The 17,265-nt window shown below is 52.0% G+C and carries 15 protein-coding genes; 5 read left to right on the plus strand and 10 right to left on the minus strand.

Annotated elements, in window-relative coordinates; all coding sequences use genetic code 11:
- Nucleotides 1-5: 5 nt before the first annotated feature.
- The 8 genes from JXQ85_RS15480 to JXQ85_RS15515 form a co-directional block, all read right to left on the minus strand.
- A complete protein-coding gene (locus JXQ85_RS15480; RefSeq protein WP_421749870.1) occupies nt 6-737 on the minus strand; it encodes a response regulator in 732 nt (243 codons plus the stop codon).
- Between the two features lie 20 nt (nt 738-757).
- Complete coding sequence (locus JXQ85_RS15485) at nt 758-1,993, minus strand: GAF domain-containing sensor histidine kinase (protein ID WP_421749871.1); 1,236 nt, start codon at nt 1,991-1,993, stop codon at nt 758-760.
- A gap of 95 nt (nt 1,994-2,088) precedes the next feature.
- Nucleotides 2,089-3,006, minus strand: coding sequence for a 2-dehydro-3-deoxygalactonokinase (locus tag JXQ85_RS15490; protein WP_421749872.1), 918 nt, complete (start codon nt 3,004-3,006; stop codon nt 2,089-2,091).
- Between the two features lie 269 nt (nt 3,007-3,275).
- On the minus strand, nt 3,276-4,484 hold the full coding sequence (gene repC / locus JXQ85_RS15495; protein ID WP_421749873.1) for a plasmid replication protein RepC: 1,209 nt from the start codon (nt 4,482-4,484) through the stop codon (nt 3,276-3,278).
- A gap of 174 nt (nt 4,485-4,658) precedes the next feature.
- On the minus strand, nt 4,659-5,669 hold the full coding sequence (gene repB / locus JXQ85_RS15500; RefSeq protein WP_421749874.1) for a plasmid partitioning protein RepB: 1,011 nt from the start codon (nt 5,667-5,669) through the stop codon (nt 4,659-4,661).
- Nucleotides 5,659-6,852, minus strand: coding sequence for a plasmid partitioning protein RepA (gene repA, locus JXQ85_RS15505; RefSeq protein ID WP_421749875.1), 1,194 nt, complete (start codon nt 6,850-6,852; stop codon nt 5,659-5,661). Before repA ends, repB begins: the two co-directional genes overlap by 11 nt.
- A 152-nt stretch (nt 6,853-7,004) precedes the next feature.
- Nucleotides 7,005-7,385, minus strand: coding sequence for a methylglyoxal synthase (locus tag JXQ85_RS15510; protein WP_421749876.1), 381 nt, complete (start codon nt 7,383-7,385; stop codon nt 7,005-7,007).
- A gap of 41 nt (nt 7,386-7,426) precedes the next feature.
- A complete protein-coding gene (locus JXQ85_RS15515; RefSeq protein WP_421749877.1) occupies nt 7,427-8,101 on the minus strand; it encodes a GntR family transcriptional regulator in 675 nt (224 codons plus the stop codon).
- 201 nt (nt 8,102-8,302) lie between these two features.
- Here JXQ85_RS15515 and JXQ85_RS15520 point away from each other — a divergent pair, with 201 nt between their 5' ends.
- From JXQ85_RS15520 to JXQ85_RS15540, 5 genes are all read left to right on the plus strand, one after another.
- A complete protein-coding gene (locus tag JXQ85_RS15520; protein ID WP_421749878.1) occupies nt 8,303-9,541 on the plus strand; it encodes a mandelate racemase/muconate lactonizing enzyme family protein in 1,239 nt (412 codons plus the stop codon).
- Nucleotides 9,542-9,577: 36 nt separating this feature from the next.
- Nucleotides 9,578-11,506: an ABC transporter substrate-binding protein gene (locus JXQ85_RS15525; protein ID WP_421749879.1), complete on the plus strand. Its 1,929-nt coding sequence runs from the start codon at nt 9,578-9,580 to the stop codon at nt 11,504-11,506.
- A 119-nt stretch (nt 11,507-11,625) separates the two neighbouring features.
- Complete coding sequence (locus tag JXQ85_RS15530; RefSeq protein WP_421749880.1) at nt 11,626-12,609, plus strand: ABC transporter permease; 984 nt, start codon at nt 11,626-11,628, stop codon at nt 12,607-12,609.
- Complete coding sequence (locus JXQ85_RS15535) at nt 12,606-13,745, plus strand: ABC transporter permease (RefSeq protein WP_421749881.1); 1,140 nt, start codon at nt 12,606-12,608, stop codon at nt 13,743-13,745. The genes JXQ85_RS15530 and JXQ85_RS15535 overlap by 4 nt, the downstream gene beginning before the upstream one ends.
- On the plus strand, nt 13,720-15,492 hold the full coding sequence (locus JXQ85_RS15540; protein WP_421749882.1) for a dipeptide ABC transporter ATP-binding protein: 1,773 nt from the start codon (nt 13,720-13,722) through the stop codon (nt 15,490-15,492). Before JXQ85_RS15535 ends, JXQ85_RS15540 begins: the two co-directional genes overlap by 26 nt.
- Before the next feature lie 54 nt (nt 15,493-15,546).
- Here the strand turns inward: JXQ85_RS15540 and JXQ85_RS15545 are convergent, their stop codons facing one another.
- Both JXQ85_RS15545 and JXQ85_RS15550 read right to left on the minus strand, forming a co-directional pair.
- Complete coding sequence (locus JXQ85_RS15545; RefSeq protein WP_421749883.1) at nt 15,547-16,467, minus strand: sugar kinase; 921 nt, start codon at nt 16,465-16,467, stop codon at nt 15,547-15,549.
- Nucleotides 16,468-17,175 (minus strand): FadR/GntR family transcriptional regulator, encoded by a 708-nt coding sequence (locus JXQ85_RS15550; RefSeq protein WP_421749884.1) that lies wholly within the window; start codon nt 17,173-17,175, stop codon nt 16,468-16,470.
- Nucleotides 17,176-17,265 lie beyond the last annotated feature (90 nt).

The raw sequence follows: 17,265 nt of genomic DNA on the forward strand, positions 1-17,265 counted from the left end.
AACACTTAAAGATCGTTCGTGGTCAGCCAATTTTGCAGATTTTCTTCTTCGCGACGCAGCGCATCTGCATTCAAAATACCTTGTGACAGGGCCAAGGAGATAACCCGTGTTCTGGAATTGAAACTTGGGCCCCAGTGCCCGACCGGAATATCGGCCTTGTCCAGCCCAAGCTTCTGATAAAGATGCTGCAAACGGCTTTGCGCCCCACGCAATGACACATTGCGCCGCGCCGCCATGGCTTTATCCGTCAGGCCCAGACACAGATCGACCAAAGCCTCGTACTCCAGTTCGCTCAGTCCCGACAATCGGTCCCCTGCCCTCTGCTGCACGCCGCGTACTTCACGGTCAATCACGCATTGCTCTGCAATAAAAACACCCTGTAAAGCCAGCTTCAGCTGCTCTTCGGGTGCAGACTTTAGAATATAGCCATACACAGCTGCTCCTGGCACAATCTTTGTGATGCCCCGAATGTACGCTTCTTCTGTGTAATTGGACCAAAAAAGGATTTTGGTACGTGGCTGTCGTGCCCAGATAGACTTGGCAACTTCTACCCCAGTGACCTTGGGCATTTGTAAATCTAAAACCACGGAATCGTATTCAGAACTTTCAAAGGCTGCAATAGCGTCCTGCCCATCAGCAGTGATGGTCAGCTCTTGTAAGTCCGGTAAAGTACTGCGCGCCACTGACTCCAGAAAGGAGCGGTGCAATTTGTCATCTTCGGCAATCAAAAGGCGCATTAGTAATCCTGTATAAAAGGTCAGATGTTATCGCTCGTGGCTTTGCCTTCTGACAATGGAACCATGATCAGCACGCGTGTTCCATTAGGCTTCTTAAGACGTTCAAAGTGGACCGTCGCTGAGATCAGATCAGCACGAGTTTTGATATTGCTGATACCACTTTGAGAATCCAAATCGGCCACTTCAATACCGGTGCCATCGTCATCAATAGTAACGTTCATGATATCACCTTCTCTGGTGATACGCACATGGATACTGCTGCATTCGGCATGTTTCAAAGCATTGTTCACAGCCTCTTGCACGATGCGGTACATCGCGGTGCGAACAGTGTCTTGAAGCGCGTCCATTTGACCGTCAGACGCATCATCAACCTGCATGGACATAGGGCGACGCATATTCTTCAAGCAACGCTGTAAATGTGCATCTACAGCTTCGCTAAAGCCAAACAAAGCCAAGACACCCGGTTTCATATCTTCGACAATACCCCGCACCTCATCCAAACAATGATCCAGCTCATCTTGCAGCGAAGCCAGTTCAGTCATTGCCGCCGCCGACCCCCCTTCGATCCGAGACATACGTCGCCGGATCCGCGCAAGGTCTGCCAAGGTCTGATCGTGCAAATCCATACCAAGCCGTTGGCGCTCGCGCTCCATACCTTCGGTCAGCCGCAGCGCGCCAATTCTCAGCGTACGTTCACGCCCGGTCGCTTCTAGTTCAGCTATCGCAGAATCCTTGGCCTCTTTGCCCCGTTCCAGTGCAAACAGATAAGCCGACACCAAATCAGCGGCCCCCTGTGCCAAGACAACCAACTCTTCATTGTAAAAATCTATTTTGTGGCTTGAAATAGCCAATGAACCAATTAGCTCACCCTGCACTCTCAGTGGCACAACAATGCGGCTATGCAAATCGGCTTCAAAGATCGGTTGACTGTCTGCACCGTCGAAATGAAACCGCGGATCAGTCCAAGCGTCATTGGTCAAAAGATAAGGAACGTCCCCCCGCAATACGGCGCGGATCGGGCTTTCCTCTGTCGGTTTAGTTGGGTTCTGCGTGTGGCTCCAGGATGTATGCATCCTTGCCTCGTAACAAATTTGCGTCCCAGAAGGATGCAGCAATACGATATCCAGATGGTCATGCGCGATCAGCGCCCGTAACCGATTTGCAAAGTTCTCAAGTACAAGCTCATAGTCAGTCGGACCGGCAATTGCTTGTGCAATAGACAGATAACAATCCAGAGCTTCCGCAGCATTTGGCATTAAGGCTGACACCCTCCCCTCGGGTGCCAATAGTTGATCATACTCTGACTTTTGTTTCAACTTAGCCTCTTTCCTTCCGTGCGGAATTCAAAGCTTTAGGCGGGTTCGACCGCGCGCTGAGGAATTTTTGCAATAGGTTGGAGCCCCGCAATGATGGCTTTAGAACCATCAAAGGTCAGAGGTCTTGACCCACGTGACATCAGCGCCAAATGGTAAAGTCGCGCGTTTTCGCGATCCCCAATGATGACCACCTTCTTATTGTCCCAGTATTTGCGTGTTGCAGCCAATTCGGCGCCGATCAGCAAACCCGACAAATTCGATTTCAAAATCTCGCTGGACTTACCGCTCAGCAAAGCCTGAGGCCGAAGGCTGAATAGCTTGCCTGTAAGTCCAACAGGGTCGAGCATCGCAGTCTCAACAGCCTTCAGATAAGCGGTATCATCCCAACTTTTGCTTTGCGTACAAAACTGCAGGACCGAATGATTGGACAACAGCCCAAACATCTCACCTGTCATGAAGGTTGTGAACTCTTGGATTTCTCCGTTCTCAACCCGGACCCATTTTGAATGCGTACCAGGCAGGCAGAACACACCACTGAATTGTGGGTCTTGAGCAAGGTAGCCTGCAATCTGTGTTTCTTCACCACGCATGACATCTTCGGGCACACGCTGACACAAACCTGGAACTATCTGAACTGAAATACGCGGGTCCTTTGTGGGGACTGCCACTGCAGTTTCCGCGTCCACAGGCATACAAGGTATTTCAGAATAAGGCGCTTCCATCCAACCCTGTTGGGCACCCACCATTCCGCAAGCAATGACAGGTGTTACACGATCCGCCGAGATCCACGGCTCGATGATATCAAGCAAGACAGGCTCAAACTCTTCAGGCGCCAGAGACGACATTCCTTTATCGCTGTGAACGCGTTCTAGAACTTTGCCGTTTTCATCGATCGCGTATGCGCTCAGATTGGTTGTTCCCCAGTCCAAAGCGATCCACTGGATTGTCATCATTTTATTCTCCGCTCGCAGTAGCCTGTGGTGTTTTAAGCATCAGGAATTTGGAGTCATGTTGTCCATCGAGTAATCCGATTTCCAAACTGGCAACCGCGCAAAGATTCTGCGGGTTCCCGCAATTGAGCAATGGTCTTTGAATTTCAGTTAGTTAGTTCCGTGCTAAGTACGGTTAAAATTTTTTGTTAAAGATCAGAGGCCTATACAGTTCACAGCTGTGAACTCTTGGCAATGACAGATCCCTCGGCGAAAAGTTCACAGTTGTGAACTCATGCCGCTCGGCGCTGAGATCCAGTGAGCATCAATGCACATGAAAACCGACCTTCAATGGCGCGATTGGTTAAGGTTCTGAGGTAGGCACCTGGAGATCGATAGTTGCTAAAATTCTGTAGCATCACTGCCAAAACAATAGCAGATTCAGCCCCGCCGATATGTTGCTTTGCAAGCTGCCAGACCTCAGATGAAATACCCATCATGGGCCTCACGGTCTCAGCGGTTATCTCGAGATCGCTCCATGATTGAATGGGTCGCTCCGAGAATTGCTGCATTTCACTGCAAGCTTCTTCCACTTCGTCAAATGAGACGTCCAGGTGGTTTGGTTGATCTTTATTCTTAGAAGATTCTGAGTTTGTGCTCCGTGGATTCCGTTGAGGATTGTCGCAAGCCTCAATTGAAACCTGAGCCATAGATTCAGAATCTTTTAAAATAGATGTATATTGGTGCTGCTCATTTGAAGCGTCACTGGTGCTCATTTCTTGTGTTTCAACGAGCTCTTTTAATCCTGCGTTTGCTTGTTCCAATGCAGACGCGAGGCTTGTTTTTAGATCACGCAAATCGGCTTCACACAGCTTTCGGCGCAGCGTTCTGGCTGATAGGATTGCAAGGTCGTTCAAGGCGTCCCACAGGCCTACGTCCGGCTGCTGATCAGCGCCTAGCTCTGCCATTCCTATGAGATCACGGCGCATCAGGCTGACCTCTTCGCGCATGTCTTTCAACCGGGCTTGTTGCTCTCGGATTGAAGTCGCAGCCTCGCAAATTTCGACAAAGCGATTGATCAATGGAGACAGATCAAATCCAAAAGCCATACGCAGATCACCACGAGTCCGTACGTATCGTTTTCCATTTGGACTGTCCCGCCGTGTTAGAAAACCGGCGGTAACAAGTTTTCCCAAATGCCGCCGCATCGTCGAGCACGGCATGCCATTCAACCGTTCGCAAATCTTCTTGTTTGAAGGAAAGACAATCAATTGGTCTGCGCGGATATCAAGAGCGCTGCCTTTATGAAAACTTAACAACGCTTGCAGCACGGTGATGTCCCGGTCTGAAAGGCCATAGGCACTGCGGGCAGTGCCCAGTTCTTTTAAGACATCCCATTTGCTGATTGACGGGTTGAGGAGTGATTGGGGTGCATCCCTTTGTGGCGCCAAATCGGCAGCAGAAAGGGATCGCCGAAACGATGTTACTGGTGTGTAAGTCATAAAATGTCACGAAGACAAAGAAATCCCGTTCCGCGAATCACTTAGGACTTGCGGTTATCATGGCGAAGATCTAGCTTGATATTGCTACATACAAGTTAGGGTCTCGTGGAGTGTATCTTTGCGGGACCTTTTCTTTGGCTTAGTCGTGTCTCCTGTTTTGTTTACTGCTCATGCTCAATCTTCGTTGCGCCTTATCCAGCGCGCGTGAAGTTCTTCAACAAGGTCTTGCGCCTCGCTTTCGACCCAGTCTGAGAAAGGGCCGTCGTTCAGTGTTAGGGCAAGCCCTGCTTTTGTCCGTTTCAGCGTTCCGCCTCGCTTGCCGCCGATGTTCAAGGATTTTGTTTTTCCTGTTTTCGGCAGGGCAGGGGCAGTCGTTGCTTTCACGCCAGCTTCGAGATAGGCCTCAACGGCTGCAAAGGCGGCGACAGATGTTTCGTTGGGATCTGCCATAGTGGCAGACTTGGCAAGCTGAACTTCTGCGGCAACGTGTACGTCGTCGGCAAGGCTAACGAGTTTGTCATTGTCCACGGGGTTCCCGCGCATGTTTTTGGCCAGGGCCTCCCAGCGGGGACGCCCAATGCCATGTGCAGCACCGATTGCGCGCACTAGGGGTGTGCCTACGGAATCGATAACCGAAAGCGCCATGGAAATGGCTGATTTGGGTACGGTCAACACTTCAGCAACCGTTGTTTGATTGCCAAATCCGGAATTGACCAGTTCCTGCGCAAACAGAGCTTTCTCGATGAAAGACAGGTCTCGCCGCGCCATGTTTTCTGAAATTTGGGCGCGTACAGCCGACTGATCATCCATCGATGCGACAAGGGCACGAACCGTGTCAACCTTGTCGGATTGTTTGATCGCTTCTAAACGGCGGCGGCCGTAAACCAGAAGATATTTTTCCGCTTCCGAAGGGTGTCGGCGCACCAAGATCGGGACGGTCTGACCGTTCGTTTCAATCGCGTCCCGAAGGTCCAAAACGTCAGCTGGGTCCAGCCGGTCTGCCGGGCGATCATCGATGACATCAGCCGGATCAAGTTCCCAAACCTTATGAGCGTCGACTGCGTCGCGTGCAGAGCGTAGCGCGCGGTTTGAGGACATCATGGGTGTCGTCGGTACGGGCGAGGCGCCGCCCGCTGCAGAAATGCTATCGAGCATCGAAAGACGCTTCTTTTTACTATTGCTCATGACGCCCCCATGTCTTTTGGATCAGTTGTGCGATTTCGTCATTTACCGCATTCAGGCTTTCAATCGCACGGTCATAGGTGGATCGGGTGAAGGCGCTGCGTTCAACTTCGTAAAGCGTTTGTTTGGTCAGGCCAGCGTCGGAAATTGCGGTGGATTTCAACATGGTCGAGTTGAGAACAGAATCGGTGTACATTGTTCGTAAGAAAGCCAAGATACGGTTTTGTGGGGCGTCTTGCGGCTCGTAGCGCGTTATCAAATAGCGCATCCAATCGTGCGACATGTCCGCGCCGCTTTCTGCAATCACGTCCATCAGATCAGCCGTCATGCGTAGGAACTGGCTCATGGACATTACGTCGAGCATTTCCGGGTGAATGGTGACCAGAACGCCTGTGGCCGCCGAAAGGGCGGACATCGTCAAGAAGCCTAGTTGAGGTGGGCAGTCGATCACAACCACATCGTAATTTTCATCAACCTGCGCCAAAGCTTCTTTGACGCGGAAAAAGAACAGACCCGCATTGCCCTGTGCCAGAGCGCGGGGTGTATCGTGTTCGAACTCCATGAGTTCAAGATTTCCCGGGATCAGGTCGAGATTTGGGAAATAGGTCGGGCGGATGATGGAGGAAATTGGTTCAGGATCATCATAGCGGATGGCGTCATAGAGGGTGCCACCGTCTTGCAGGTCAAATTCTGGCTGTACGCCATGCAAAGCGGTCAACGACGCCTGCGGATCAAGGTCAATTGCCAAGACGCGGTAGCCTGTAAGAGCCAAACGTTGGGCCAAATGGGCTGCCGTGGTGGTCTTACCAGATCCGCCTTTGAAATTCATGACACCGATAATCTGCATGTGATCGCCTTCACGGCGTCCAGGTAGATAATCACCAGGCTTGCGGGCTGTTTTTTCCAACAATACCCGCAATTCTTGGATGTTTTGGGCAGAATAGAGCCTACGATTGCCGGGTGTCAGTTCAGGGGAGGGGCCTTTGCCATCCAAATGCAGCTTACGTAGATAGGAATCGTTCACTCCTAAAAGAGCCGCAGCCTCGCCAGAGGTAAACTTGCGGATTGCCTTTTGCGCATTGGGCGGAAAGAGGTTCTCGCGCTGCGTATGCAATTGGTTCGCCAGCCACTCAGAGTGCTGGCGGATCACCGCATTCAGGTCTTCGATCGCAATATCTTTGCTCATTTGCTGCTCATCCCCGTGACGTGATCACGGTATTTGGCGTTTTTGCCTTACTTTTCGTGACTATTGTCTGAAAAGGGAGAGTCGCGCAAGATTTTTCTACAATTTGGGGATGTCAGGGCAGGGCACGCAACCGATCTGCAAGCCCTAAAAGGCTATGATAGACCCTCAACAATGAAATTTGCGGTCGCTGCTGAGGAAGCCATGGGCAGATCGTAGACGATGGCCAACCGTGTAAGGGCCTTGACGTCCACATCGTGTGGCATGGGCGAAAGAGGGTCTATAAAGAAGATGAGTGCATCCAATTTGCCTTCACATATCATAGCACCGATTTGTTGATCACCGCCCAACGGGCCGCTTTTGAACCGATGCACTGAAAAGTTGGGGTTGCTGTCCTGCAGCTTTCCGCCAGTGGTGCCGGTTGCGAAGATCTCGACGTTTTCTAAAAAATCTGCATGTGTTTTGGCCCATTCAACAAGAGCGGGTTTGCAGGCATCGTGCGCCACCAATGCGATTTTCAGTTTTTCTGCTGTCATGTTCCGGGCCTCTTAGCGTTTATCTATGATTGACTGCGAAGCTAGGGCAAGGTCGTCCAAATGCCTAGAGCGCGCATTTGTTGGGACATTTGTTCATATGACCCGCTGACGTGTTTTTGGATGACTGATTTGGCGCTTTCGGCGTCATTTGTGCGGAAGGTCTTAATCAGCGCGTCGTGTTCTTCCAGAATGGTCGCAACCCGCGTCGGGCTGATCCGAAGGCGCGTGGCATGCACAGTCAATGCCGTCCTCAAGCGTTTCCATGTATTGGCGGCGGCGTCATTATAGTGGTGATCTGCGATTATTTTGTGAAAGTCCGAGTCAAGCTGGCGGAAATGAAAGAGGTCGTTCGGGTCCAGGTTCTTCATATTGACTTGGATGGCTTCTAATTCATCGACCACTTCAGGTAGGGCATATTCTGCGAACCATTCGACAAAATAGGGTTCCAACAATTGCAAAACTTCGAAGATGTTTTGGATTGTACTGGCGTTGGCCGAAACGATGACAGCACCTTTGTTGGGGTGGATTTCAACAAAACCTTCACCCTGCATTCGCCTTAGCACTTCACGTACCGGACTGGCGCTTTGGCCATATTGTTTAGCGAGAGCAGAAACCTTTAGTCGATCACCGCCAGACAATTTGCCACGAAAAATATCTTCCAGAATGGTCAAATAGAGAGATTGTTCTTGATCTTGAAGCGGGGAGTGCTCGGCCATGGGAGCTCCTGAATTGGCGGACAGAAGGGCTGTATCTCACCATACTAATACTATTTCAAGGAATTCATAGCATTATTGACGGCAATTTTGTTATTCAGAACAAATGCTTGCAAAAAATATATCACTATACACATTAAATAGTCGACGATTTGAGCAAGATAATACTATGATGATTTCAGACACGACGATTCGGAGTTCTCGATGCCAGACCAAACACAGATGGCGACCCTGCAATCAGCAGGTGCTGACATGCCCGCAGCTCGGCGCAAGCCCAACGCGGCAACGCAGGCACGCATTGCTGATATTTCGACTTTGATTGCCCGTGTGGGACGCCGAAACCAGTTACTGGTTAAAATCACCACGGAAGATGGGTTGATCGGATGGGGCGAAAGTGGCCTGTCTGGACGTGAGTTGTCAGTGGCAGCCACAGTTGAGCATTATGCTGGCTTTCTAAAGGGGCAGGATTCACGAAACATTGGGCGCATCTGGCAAGAGAGTTATCGTAGCCAGTATTTTGAAGGCGGTCGCGTATTAACAGCGGCGATCTCGGCCATCGATATTGCGCTCTATGATTTGCTTGGCAAACGCCTTGGTGTGCCGGTCTACCAACTCTTGGGCGGCAAACAGCGCGATGTGATCCCAACCTTTGGCACCACAATGGGCACCACCAAAGCACAGCAGTTGAAAGACGTCGCCTTGCTCGTCGAGCAGGGATGGACGTGTATCCGCACCTATCCTGGCAGTTTTGATGAAGGCGAAGTTTTTGATCCGCGCGCGACCCTTAGCGAAACCGCCCAGGAGCTGATGGCGATCCGTGCGGAATTTGGCAACAAAATTACTCTAGGTGTCGATATGCATCACCGGTATTCGGTGGCAGAGGCAGCAGATTTCTGTGCCATGATGCCTAAGGGCACATTGAACTTCATCGAAGAACCTATTCGCTCTGAAACGCCGGAAGCCTATGCTGCGTTGCGCAAGTTGACGGATGTGCCTTTCGCAGTTGGCGAAGAGTTTGCTTCAAAATGGGAAGCAGCCCGTTTCTTGGATGCAGGTATGACGCAGTATATGCGCCTCGATGTCAGCAATATCGGCGGCTTTACCGAGGCGATGAAGGTCGCGGGTATGAGCGAACGCCATTATGTCGACGTCATGCCACACAATCCGCTTGGTCCGATCTGTACTGCAGCGAGCGTGCATATGTCGGCAGCAATTCCGAACTTTAGCTGGTTGGAGACGCGGCAAACGGCCGTGGAAAAATTGGGTTATCACGACGCGTCGTTGTTCCCAAAGCAAATTGAAATGCAGGGCCCCGTCTATCTGTTGCCTGATGAACCCGGATTGGGGATTGAGGTCAATGAAGACGCGCTCCGGGAGCAAAAGCCGGAACTCGTAGAGGCCCCACATTTGAAGCGACCCGACGGGTCCGTCACCAACTGGTGACACATTGAAATATCCATTCGGACAGAGGAGGATAGAATGGGACTAAACTTGAAAATGAGAGGGCTGCTCGGGTCAACCGTTGCAAGTCTTTGCATGGCGACAATGGCCATGGCGGAGGGCTATAAAGAGGCGCCGATGCTTGCGGATATGGTTTCTGCGGGTTCGTTGCCACCGGTTGAGGAACGTCTGCCGTCTGAGCCACTGGTTTTGGAAACGCTGGACTCCATCGGTGAATATGGCGGCACGCTGCGCCGCGCTATTCTGGGTGGTGGTGATCAGCACAATATCGTGCGTTTGATTTCCAACGAGAACCTTGTGCGTTGGAGCGCGGATTGGGCGACAATCCATACCAATATCGCGGAAAGCTATGAAGTATCCGATGATGCGACCACCTTCACGTTCAACCTGCGGGAGGGCATGAAATGGTCTGATGGTGCGCCATTCACAGCGGACGACATCATGTTCTGGGCGGAGGTGTTTAACGACGAACGTCTAACCAAATCCCAGCATCCAAACTTTGTGGGTCCAAAAGGTCCTGTCGAAGTTACCAAGATTGACGACACTACGGTGGAATTCAAATTTGGTGCGCCTAATGGTCTGTTCCTACAGAACATGGCCTATGGTTTTGGCTACTATGTGGTGAACTATCCAGCGCATTATCTGAAGCAGTTCCATGCGGACTATAACAGTGATGTGCAGGCGCTGGTTGACGCAGAACCTGCAGCCAACGACTGGGTGTCTTTGTTCAACCTGAAAGCAGGTCCGATGCACACGCCGCTGTTCTGGCAGAATGTGGATCGCCCGACGTTGCATCCCTGGCACCTGAGCACCGCATATGGTGCAAGCGACCGCGTTGTAGCGGAACGGAACCCATATTACTTCAAAGTTGATGGGGATGGCCAACAGCTGCCTTACATCGACCGCGTAACATGGGATCAGGTCGAAGATCCTGAAAGTATTCTGCTGAAGGCATTCAACGGTGAGATCGACTATATGGCTCGCCACATTGGTCGCGCGTCCAACTTGGCGGCTTTGACCGACAACAAAGACCGTGGTCAGTATGGTTTCTATCAAGTGGGTGACATCACTGCGAGCCAAGCGGCCTTGATGTTGAACCTGAACAATCCGGATCCTGCGAAAAACGCAATTGTAAACAATTTCGACTTCCGCAAGGCGCTGAGCCACGCGATTGATCGTCAAGAGATCATCGATCTGGTTTATCTAGGCGTAGGTCGTCCGGTGCAGACATCTCCGCACCCGCTGTCACCAGTCTTCAACGAAGAATGGTCAACGCAGCACACGGAATATAACACCGATATGGCAAATGCGCTGTTGGATGGTGTTGGTCTGGACAAACGTGACTCTGACGGCTTCCGTCTTGGTGCTGATGGGGAACGTTTCACACTGGTGTTCCTGGTCGCTGATGTCTTTGGCTTCCAATATCCAGATGTGATGGAAATCATCGCTGAGCAGGCCAAAGAAGTTGGCCTAGATATTCAGGTTCGCGCAACGGATCGTTCTCGTTTGCAAGAAGTTGCAGGCAGTGCAGAGCATGATGGCTATATCTGGAACTGCCCAGGTGGTCTGGTGGATGCCTATTCTAACCCGGATTGCTACTTGCCACGTCCAAACGTTGTTTACTGGGCGCCGAAGTGGGCAGCATGGGGTGCGGACCCAAGCACTGGTGAAGAGCCACCAGCACATATCAAAGCTTTGTTTGAAGCTTATAGCGGTGTGACATCCACTGCCGATCCAGTGGCACAAGAAGCTGCGTTGAAAAGCTTGATCGACCAAGCGACCAGCCAGCTTTTAACCATTGGTATTCGCCAGGTAGATGGTGCCTTTGGTATCGCTCGCAACAACTTGCGCAACTATCCGGATCCAATGCCGATCGCTGGTCAGCTCTGGACACCGGCGCCGTACACAGCGCAGTACTATTTCGAAGGCGGGGATAACCTGAAATAATCGCTCTTTGAAAAAAGCCATGCTTTCTTTCTTCCAAGTTGGCATGACTTAACCAAGTGGAGCTGCCCCAAACCTCCCCGGTGGCAGCTCCACACCTACTTTGAATAAGGCCTGGACTGATGCTCAGTTTCATCTACCGCCGATTGCTCTATATGATCCCGACCGTCTTTTTGGTCTCGATTGTGACCTTTGCAATCATCCAACTTCCACCTGGTGACTACCTTGATACCCTTGCCGCAGAGCTCAATGACTCTGGTGGTTTGGATGAGGGCACCATGCAAGCGTTGCGCGACCAATATGGTCTCGGACAGCCAATGTATGTTCAATATTACAAGTGGATGACCGGCATATTGTTTGAGGGCAATTTCGGTATCTCGTTTGAAAAGAACTTACCCGTGAATGATCTGATTTGGGATCGATTGGGGTGGACCTTTGGTATCTCATTGATGACGCTGGCCTTCATCTGGATGACAGCGCTGCCGATTGGGATCTATTCCGCGGTCCGCAAGTATTCTATTGGCGACTATATCGCGACCTTCTTTGGCTTTATCGGCCTTGCGATCCCGAACTTCCTGCTGGCGCTGGTGATGATGTATGTGGCCTTTAAGTATTTCGGCCAAAGTGTCGGTGGCTTGGTGAGCCCTGAATATTTGGACCAACCCTGGACGCTGGATAAGGTCGGCAATCTTATGGGCCGGATCTGGATGCCGATTGTTGTTGTTGGAACATCCGGTGCCGCCGCTTTGATCCGCATCATGCGCGCCAATCTTCTGGACGAGCTGTATCGCCCCTATGTGGTAACTGCACGCGCAAAAGGCATGAGTGAGTTCAGCCTGTTGCTGCGCTATCCCGTCCGTGTCGCGTTGAACCCGTTCATTTCAACCATCGGGTGGATCCTGCCGACATTGGTTTCAGGAGAAATCATTGTTGCGGTGGTCATGAACCTGCCCACAACCGGACCTTTGCTGCTGCGCGCGCTTTTGGTGCAAGACATGTACCTTGCTGGTTCGCTGATTTTCATCGTTTCCATCCTGACCGTTTTAGGCACCTTGCTGTCGGACGTGTTGCTGGCGTGGATTGACCCGAGGATTCGTTACCAATGACAACGCTTTCTTCAACCACGCCAATGCCGGATGAGACGGACGTGCCTAACGTTCTAAGCCCGCGGGCGCTAATGTGGCGTAAGTTCAAACGCCACAAGATTGCTTATCTCAGCCTCTGGCTGGTAGGCCTTATCTATCTGATGGCTTTGATTGGTCCATTTTTGGCACCAGGCGACGCGGCAGATACAAATCGCCGCGCGATCTTCCAGCCACCGCAAGGCATCCACTTTATGGTGGATGATGCGGATGGGGGCCGTAGCTTTAAGCTGCACGCTAAGCAGATGAAAATGCAGATCGACCGTTCGACCATGCGGCGCAGCTATGCGGCAGACCCTGAAAAGATAATTCCGCTAGGATTTTTCGTGCGCGGTGCCGAATACGAAGTTTTGGGTCTGTTTAAATCGGATGTGCATCTATTTGGTCCGGTAAACGCAAAAGATAAGGTCTATTTCTTTGGCGCGGACCGTCTTGGTCGCGACATGATGAGCCGGATCATCATTGGCACTAAAGTGTCGATGTCGATTGGTCTGGTTGGGGTCGCCGTTTCACTGGTTGTTGGCGTGGCTCTTGGTGGGATCTCTGGTTTCTACGGCGGTTGGATCGACAATCTGATCCAGCGTCTGATTGAATTCCTGCGCTCTATTCCAACAATCCCATTGTGGATGGGATTGGCCGCCGCGATCCCATTGGGATGGCCACCGTTGCGAACCTATTTCGTGGTCACCTTAATTGTCTCGATGATCGGCTGGACGTCACTGGCCCGCGAGGTGCGCGGTAAGTTTCTGGCGATGCGCGATGAAGATTTTATCATTGCCGCGCGGCTGGATGGGCTGACGGATTGGGAAGTTATTCGGAAACATATGGTGCCGAATTTCTCAAGCCACATCATTGCCTCGCTAACATTGGCTGTTCCTCTGATGATCCTTGCGGAAACCTCGCTGAGCTTTCTTGGCATTGGCCTGCAACCACCGATTATCTCGTGGGGTACTTTGTTGAAAGAAGCACAGAACATCCGCTCGATTGTTGAAGCTCCGTGGCTGTTGATTGCGCCAGGTGCGATGATTGTGGTCGCGGTTCTGACACTTAACTTCCTAGGGGACGGCCTCCGTGATGCCGCAGATCCAAATGCACATTGATCCGAAAACAGACTTGAACAAGCCGCTTGTCGAAATTCGCGGTTTAAAGACCGAGTTCTTTACCGAAGATGGCGTGGTCACCGCCGTTGATGGTGTGGATCTGGATGTGATGGCGAACCGCACCATGGTTGTGTTGGGACAAAGTGGGTCTGGGAAATCGATTATGGCGCGGTCAATTCTGCGTATCGTCGACAAGCCTGGCAAGATCACCGAAGGCTCGATCATCTACAATCATGCGGATGGTCGATCTCTGGACTTGGCCAAACCAAGGGCAGGGGCGCCAGAGGTGCGTGAGATCCGCGGTAAAGATATATCGATGATCTTTCAGGAACCGATGTCATCCCTCGGGCCGATCACCAAAATTGGCAAACAGATTGTCGAAACGATTTTGTTGCATCGGAATGTGACCAAGGTCGAGGCGAAAGAAGCGGCAATTGATCTGTTGGATCGCGTCGGAATTCCGCGTCCAGCAGAGCGGTTTGAAGCCTATCCGTTTGAGCTGTCGGGCGGGATGCGTCAGCGGGCGATGATCGCGATGGCCTTGTCATGCGAGCCACGCTTGTTGATTGCAGATGAACCAAGCACAGCCTTGGATGTCACAACACAGGCTCAGATTCTGGACCTGATCGCTGAGCTGAAGGAAGAGCGTCAGATGGGGGTCATGTTGATCACCCACGACATGGGCGTTGCGGCACAGGTGGCTGAGGATATCGTGGTAATGTACCACGGTAAAATTGTAGAAAAGAACGATGTTTATTCGATCTTTGATGCCCCAAAGCATCCGTATACGCGCGCGCTTTTGGCCTCTGTTCCCAAACTAGGCGGACAACGTGTGCACCGCTTGCCAGACATCAAGGAGTTGCTGGCAAACCCAGACAACCCACCAGAATTAATCCCCGCCAAGCCACGACCACCTGCGGGCGAACCGGTTATCAAGGTGCGCAATGTAAATGTGGAGTTCCCAGTTGGCGGCGGTGTTTTCAGCAAACCGACTGGCGTGATTCAAGCGGTCAACAACGTCTCGTTTGACGTATATCGCGGCGAGACCTTCGGCATCGTTGGCGAAAGCGGGTCGGGAAAATCGACCCTAAGTCGGGCCATTATGGGCATCCGTCCCCCAACCTCTGGTTCCATCGAGTTTCTGCGCAAAGATAAGCCCGCAGCGGAAATAAGCACGGCAGGCAAAGCCGAGATGCGCGATATCTGGCGGGATATGCGCATGGTTTTTCAAGACCCGCAATCGTCGCTTAATCCGAAACTGCGCGTGATCGATCTGATCGGACAATGTATTGAAAAAGCCGAAGGCCTGGGCCGTAAAGACCTGTCTGAGCGTGTGGCCAAGCTGCTGGTTCAGGTCGGGTTAAGCCCCGAGTTTCTGCTGCGCCATCCAAATGCGTTTTCCGGGGGGCAGCGTCAGCGCCTTGGTGTGGCGCGTGCGCTGGCGACCAAGCCAGAGCTGGTGATTGCCGACGAAGCGGTTTCAGCGCTAGATGTGCCGATCCAAGCGCAGGTTCTAAACCTGTTGCAGGATCTGCAGGAAGAGTTCGCACTGACCTATATCTTTATCTCACACGATTTGGCCGTTGTGGATCACATATGTGATCGTGTGGCGGTGATGTATAAAGGGGAAATGGTCGAATTGCTCACCCGCGAAGAGTTGGCGGCAGGGCCAAAACACCCCTATACAAAATCGCTGCTGTCTGCGGTTCCAATTCCAGATCCGCATCAAAGGGAACGGGCCAGTTAAAGCATCAAAATTGCATCAATAAAGAGCGGGTCCAACTAGGCCCGCTCTTTTGCTTTAGTCAGGGATAATGGCGCCGGGGTAGGTGATGACCTTTGCAGCAAGGTTATGGCCAGCTTCCATTTGATGCTGTGTGGATTGACCTTGAATATAGGCTGCCAGGTAGCCCGCATTGAAGCTGTCACCAGCAGCTGTGCTGTCGATGACTTTTTCCACGGAATTTAGGTTTTCAGCTACCACGTTCCCAGCCAGATCAAGCGGTCCTTCTGCGCCGCGTTTCAATGCGCCGGTTGAAACCCCAAAGCTGTCCAGCCGGTCTAGGACGGCGCTTTCCGTGTCATCACCAAACAGTTCCATTTCGTCATCAATGGAGGGCAAGGAAATATCTGATAGTTTCCACATTTGTGTGTTCACTGCCTGGGCGGTGGCTTGGCTGTCCCAGAGGCGGGGGCGATAGTTGCTGTCATAGGCAAAGGTGCCGCCACCTGCGCGAAACGTTGCAATGAAATCGATCAATTGCGCCCGGATGGCAGGTGATAAAATCGCCATGGAAATACCGGAAAGATAAATCAGGTCAAACTGAGCCAGTTTATCAAACGTCACTTCGCACGGAGCTTGAAAAAGCGTGCGTACGGCGGCATCGGACCGCCAATATGTGAAGCTGCGTTCGCCTTCATCGTCGGTATCAACCGCATATAGGCCAGGGATTTTATCCGCCCGTGTTTCGATGCAGGAGGTGTCGAGCCCATAGCCTGTTAGCTCGGCGCGAATGGTCTCGGAATAAGGATCGGTGCCAAGGGCTGTGCAATATGAAACGGTGACGTCGGCGTCTTTCAAGGCGCGTTTCATATAGACGGCCGTGTTGTAAGTATCGCCAGCAACACCCTGAGCGATGTTGCCATCCCGGCCGTTGACAAGTTCGATCATGACCTCCCCCATGCAACATATGGATTGGATTGGGCGTCTGATGGCGTTCATTTAAAGTTCTCCAAAGGTCTTTCGAACCTGTTCCCAGGCGTTTTTCAAATGAGTGCGCAAGGCGGCTTCGGCGGCGTCCGGATCGCGCATCAAAATCGCATCATAGATTTCGCGGTGTGACTCGTAGTTAGCCCGGTTGCGATCGGGCAGTCGTGGCATTTGCGACCATTGAGGCCCAAGCCAGTTGGTATAGGCCTTGTTGATTGCAGGCAAAACCGGGTTGCGCGGGATGCTGTAGAGCACCTTGTGAAACCCGATATCGGTTTCATAAAACGCGTCGCTGTCGTGGATCGCAGCCTCATTGGCAGCAAGGGCCTCTTTTAATGCGACGATGTCTTCCTTGGTGGCATTTTTCGCAGCTTCTCGAACCAGCGCAGCTTCGATGATAATACGCGTGTCAAAAAGATTACGCACGCCACCTGGCTCGTGCAGCAGGTGGGTGACGATGCTTTCCAGCGCGTCAAACGCGGCGTCAAACCCCGGCTTGCGTACAACAGGACGATGCCGAGGGCGGGCTTCGATCAGACCTTTGTTGGACAGCGCGACCACAGCTTCGCGGACAACGGTTCGGCTAATGCCGAATTCTTCCATGAGATTGCGTTCTGGGGGCAGGGGCTGCCCATCAGGAAGTTCCCCGGTTTGGATTTTCTGCGCCAGTCGCTGCACCACCAAATCGGCGGCACGTCCCTTGTCATCTTGGCCTTGCAATGCGCATTCCTTTCCATTGTTCCGGGTCACGTTTTGACGTGACCCGGTTTGTGTTTAATCCGTGACCCTAGCTGAGTAAATCACGTTGGG

It is taken from the genome of Cognatishimia sp., from assembly GCF_049116455.1.
In the GTDB taxonomy this organism is placed as follows: domain Bacteria; phylum Pseudomonadota; class Alphaproteobacteria; order Rhodobacterales; family Rhodobacteraceae; genus Cognatishimia.

Excerpts from the sequence above, each read along its gene's own strand:
- JXQ85_RS15480 (WP_421749870.1), bottom strand. The coding sequence starts at position 737 with ATGCGCCTTTTGATTGCCGAAGATGACAAATTGCACCGCTCCTTTCTG.
- JXQ85_RS15485 (WP_421749871.1), bottom strand. The coding sequence starts at position 1,993 with ATGCCAAATGCTGCGGAAGCTCTGGATTGTTATCTGTCTATTGCACAA.
- JXQ85_RS15490 (WP_421749872.1), bottom strand. The coding sequence starts at position 3,006 with ATGATGACAATCCAGTGGATCGCTTTGGACTGGGGAACAACCAATCTG.
- repC (WP_421749873.1), bottom strand. The coding sequence starts at position 4,484 with ATGACTTACACACCAGTAACATCGTTTCGGCGATCCCTTTCTGCTGCC.
- repB (WP_421749874.1), bottom strand. The coding sequence starts at position 5,669 with ATGAGCAATAGTAAAAAGAAGCGTCTTTCGATGCTCGATAGCATTTCT.
- repA (WP_421749875.1), bottom strand. The coding sequence starts at position 6,852 with ATGAGCAAAGATATTGCGATCGAAGACCTGAATGCGGTGATCCGCCAG.
- JXQ85_RS15510 (WP_421749876.1), bottom strand. The coding sequence starts at position 7,385 with ATGACAGCAGAAAAACTGAAAATCGCATTGGTGGCGCACGATGCCTGC.
- JXQ85_RS15515 (WP_421749877.1), bottom strand. The coding sequence starts at position 8,101 with ATGGCCGAGCACTCCCCGCTTCAAGATCAAGAACAATCTCTCTATTTG.
- JXQ85_RS15520 (WP_421749878.1), top strand. The coding sequence starts at position 8,303 with ATGCCAGACCAAACACAGATGGCGACCCTGCAATCAGCAGGTGCTGAC.
- JXQ85_RS15525 (WP_421749879.1), top strand. The coding sequence starts at position 9,578 with ATGGGACTAAACTTGAAAATGAGAGGGCTGCTCGGGTCAACCGTTGCA.
- JXQ85_RS15530 (WP_421749880.1), top strand. The coding sequence starts at position 11,626 with ATGCTCAGTTTCATCTACCGCCGATTGCTCTATATGATCCCGACCGTC.
- JXQ85_RS15535 (WP_421749881.1), top strand. The coding sequence starts at position 12,606 with ATGACAACGCTTTCTTCAACCACGCCAATGCCGGATGAGACGGACGTG.
- JXQ85_RS15540 (WP_421749882.1), top strand. The coding sequence starts at position 13,720 with ATGCCGCAGATCCAAATGCACATTGATCCGAAAACAGACTTGAACAAG.
- JXQ85_RS15545 (WP_421749883.1), bottom strand. The coding sequence starts at position 16,467 with ATGAACGCCATCAGACGCCCAATCCAATCCATATGTTGCATGGGGGAG.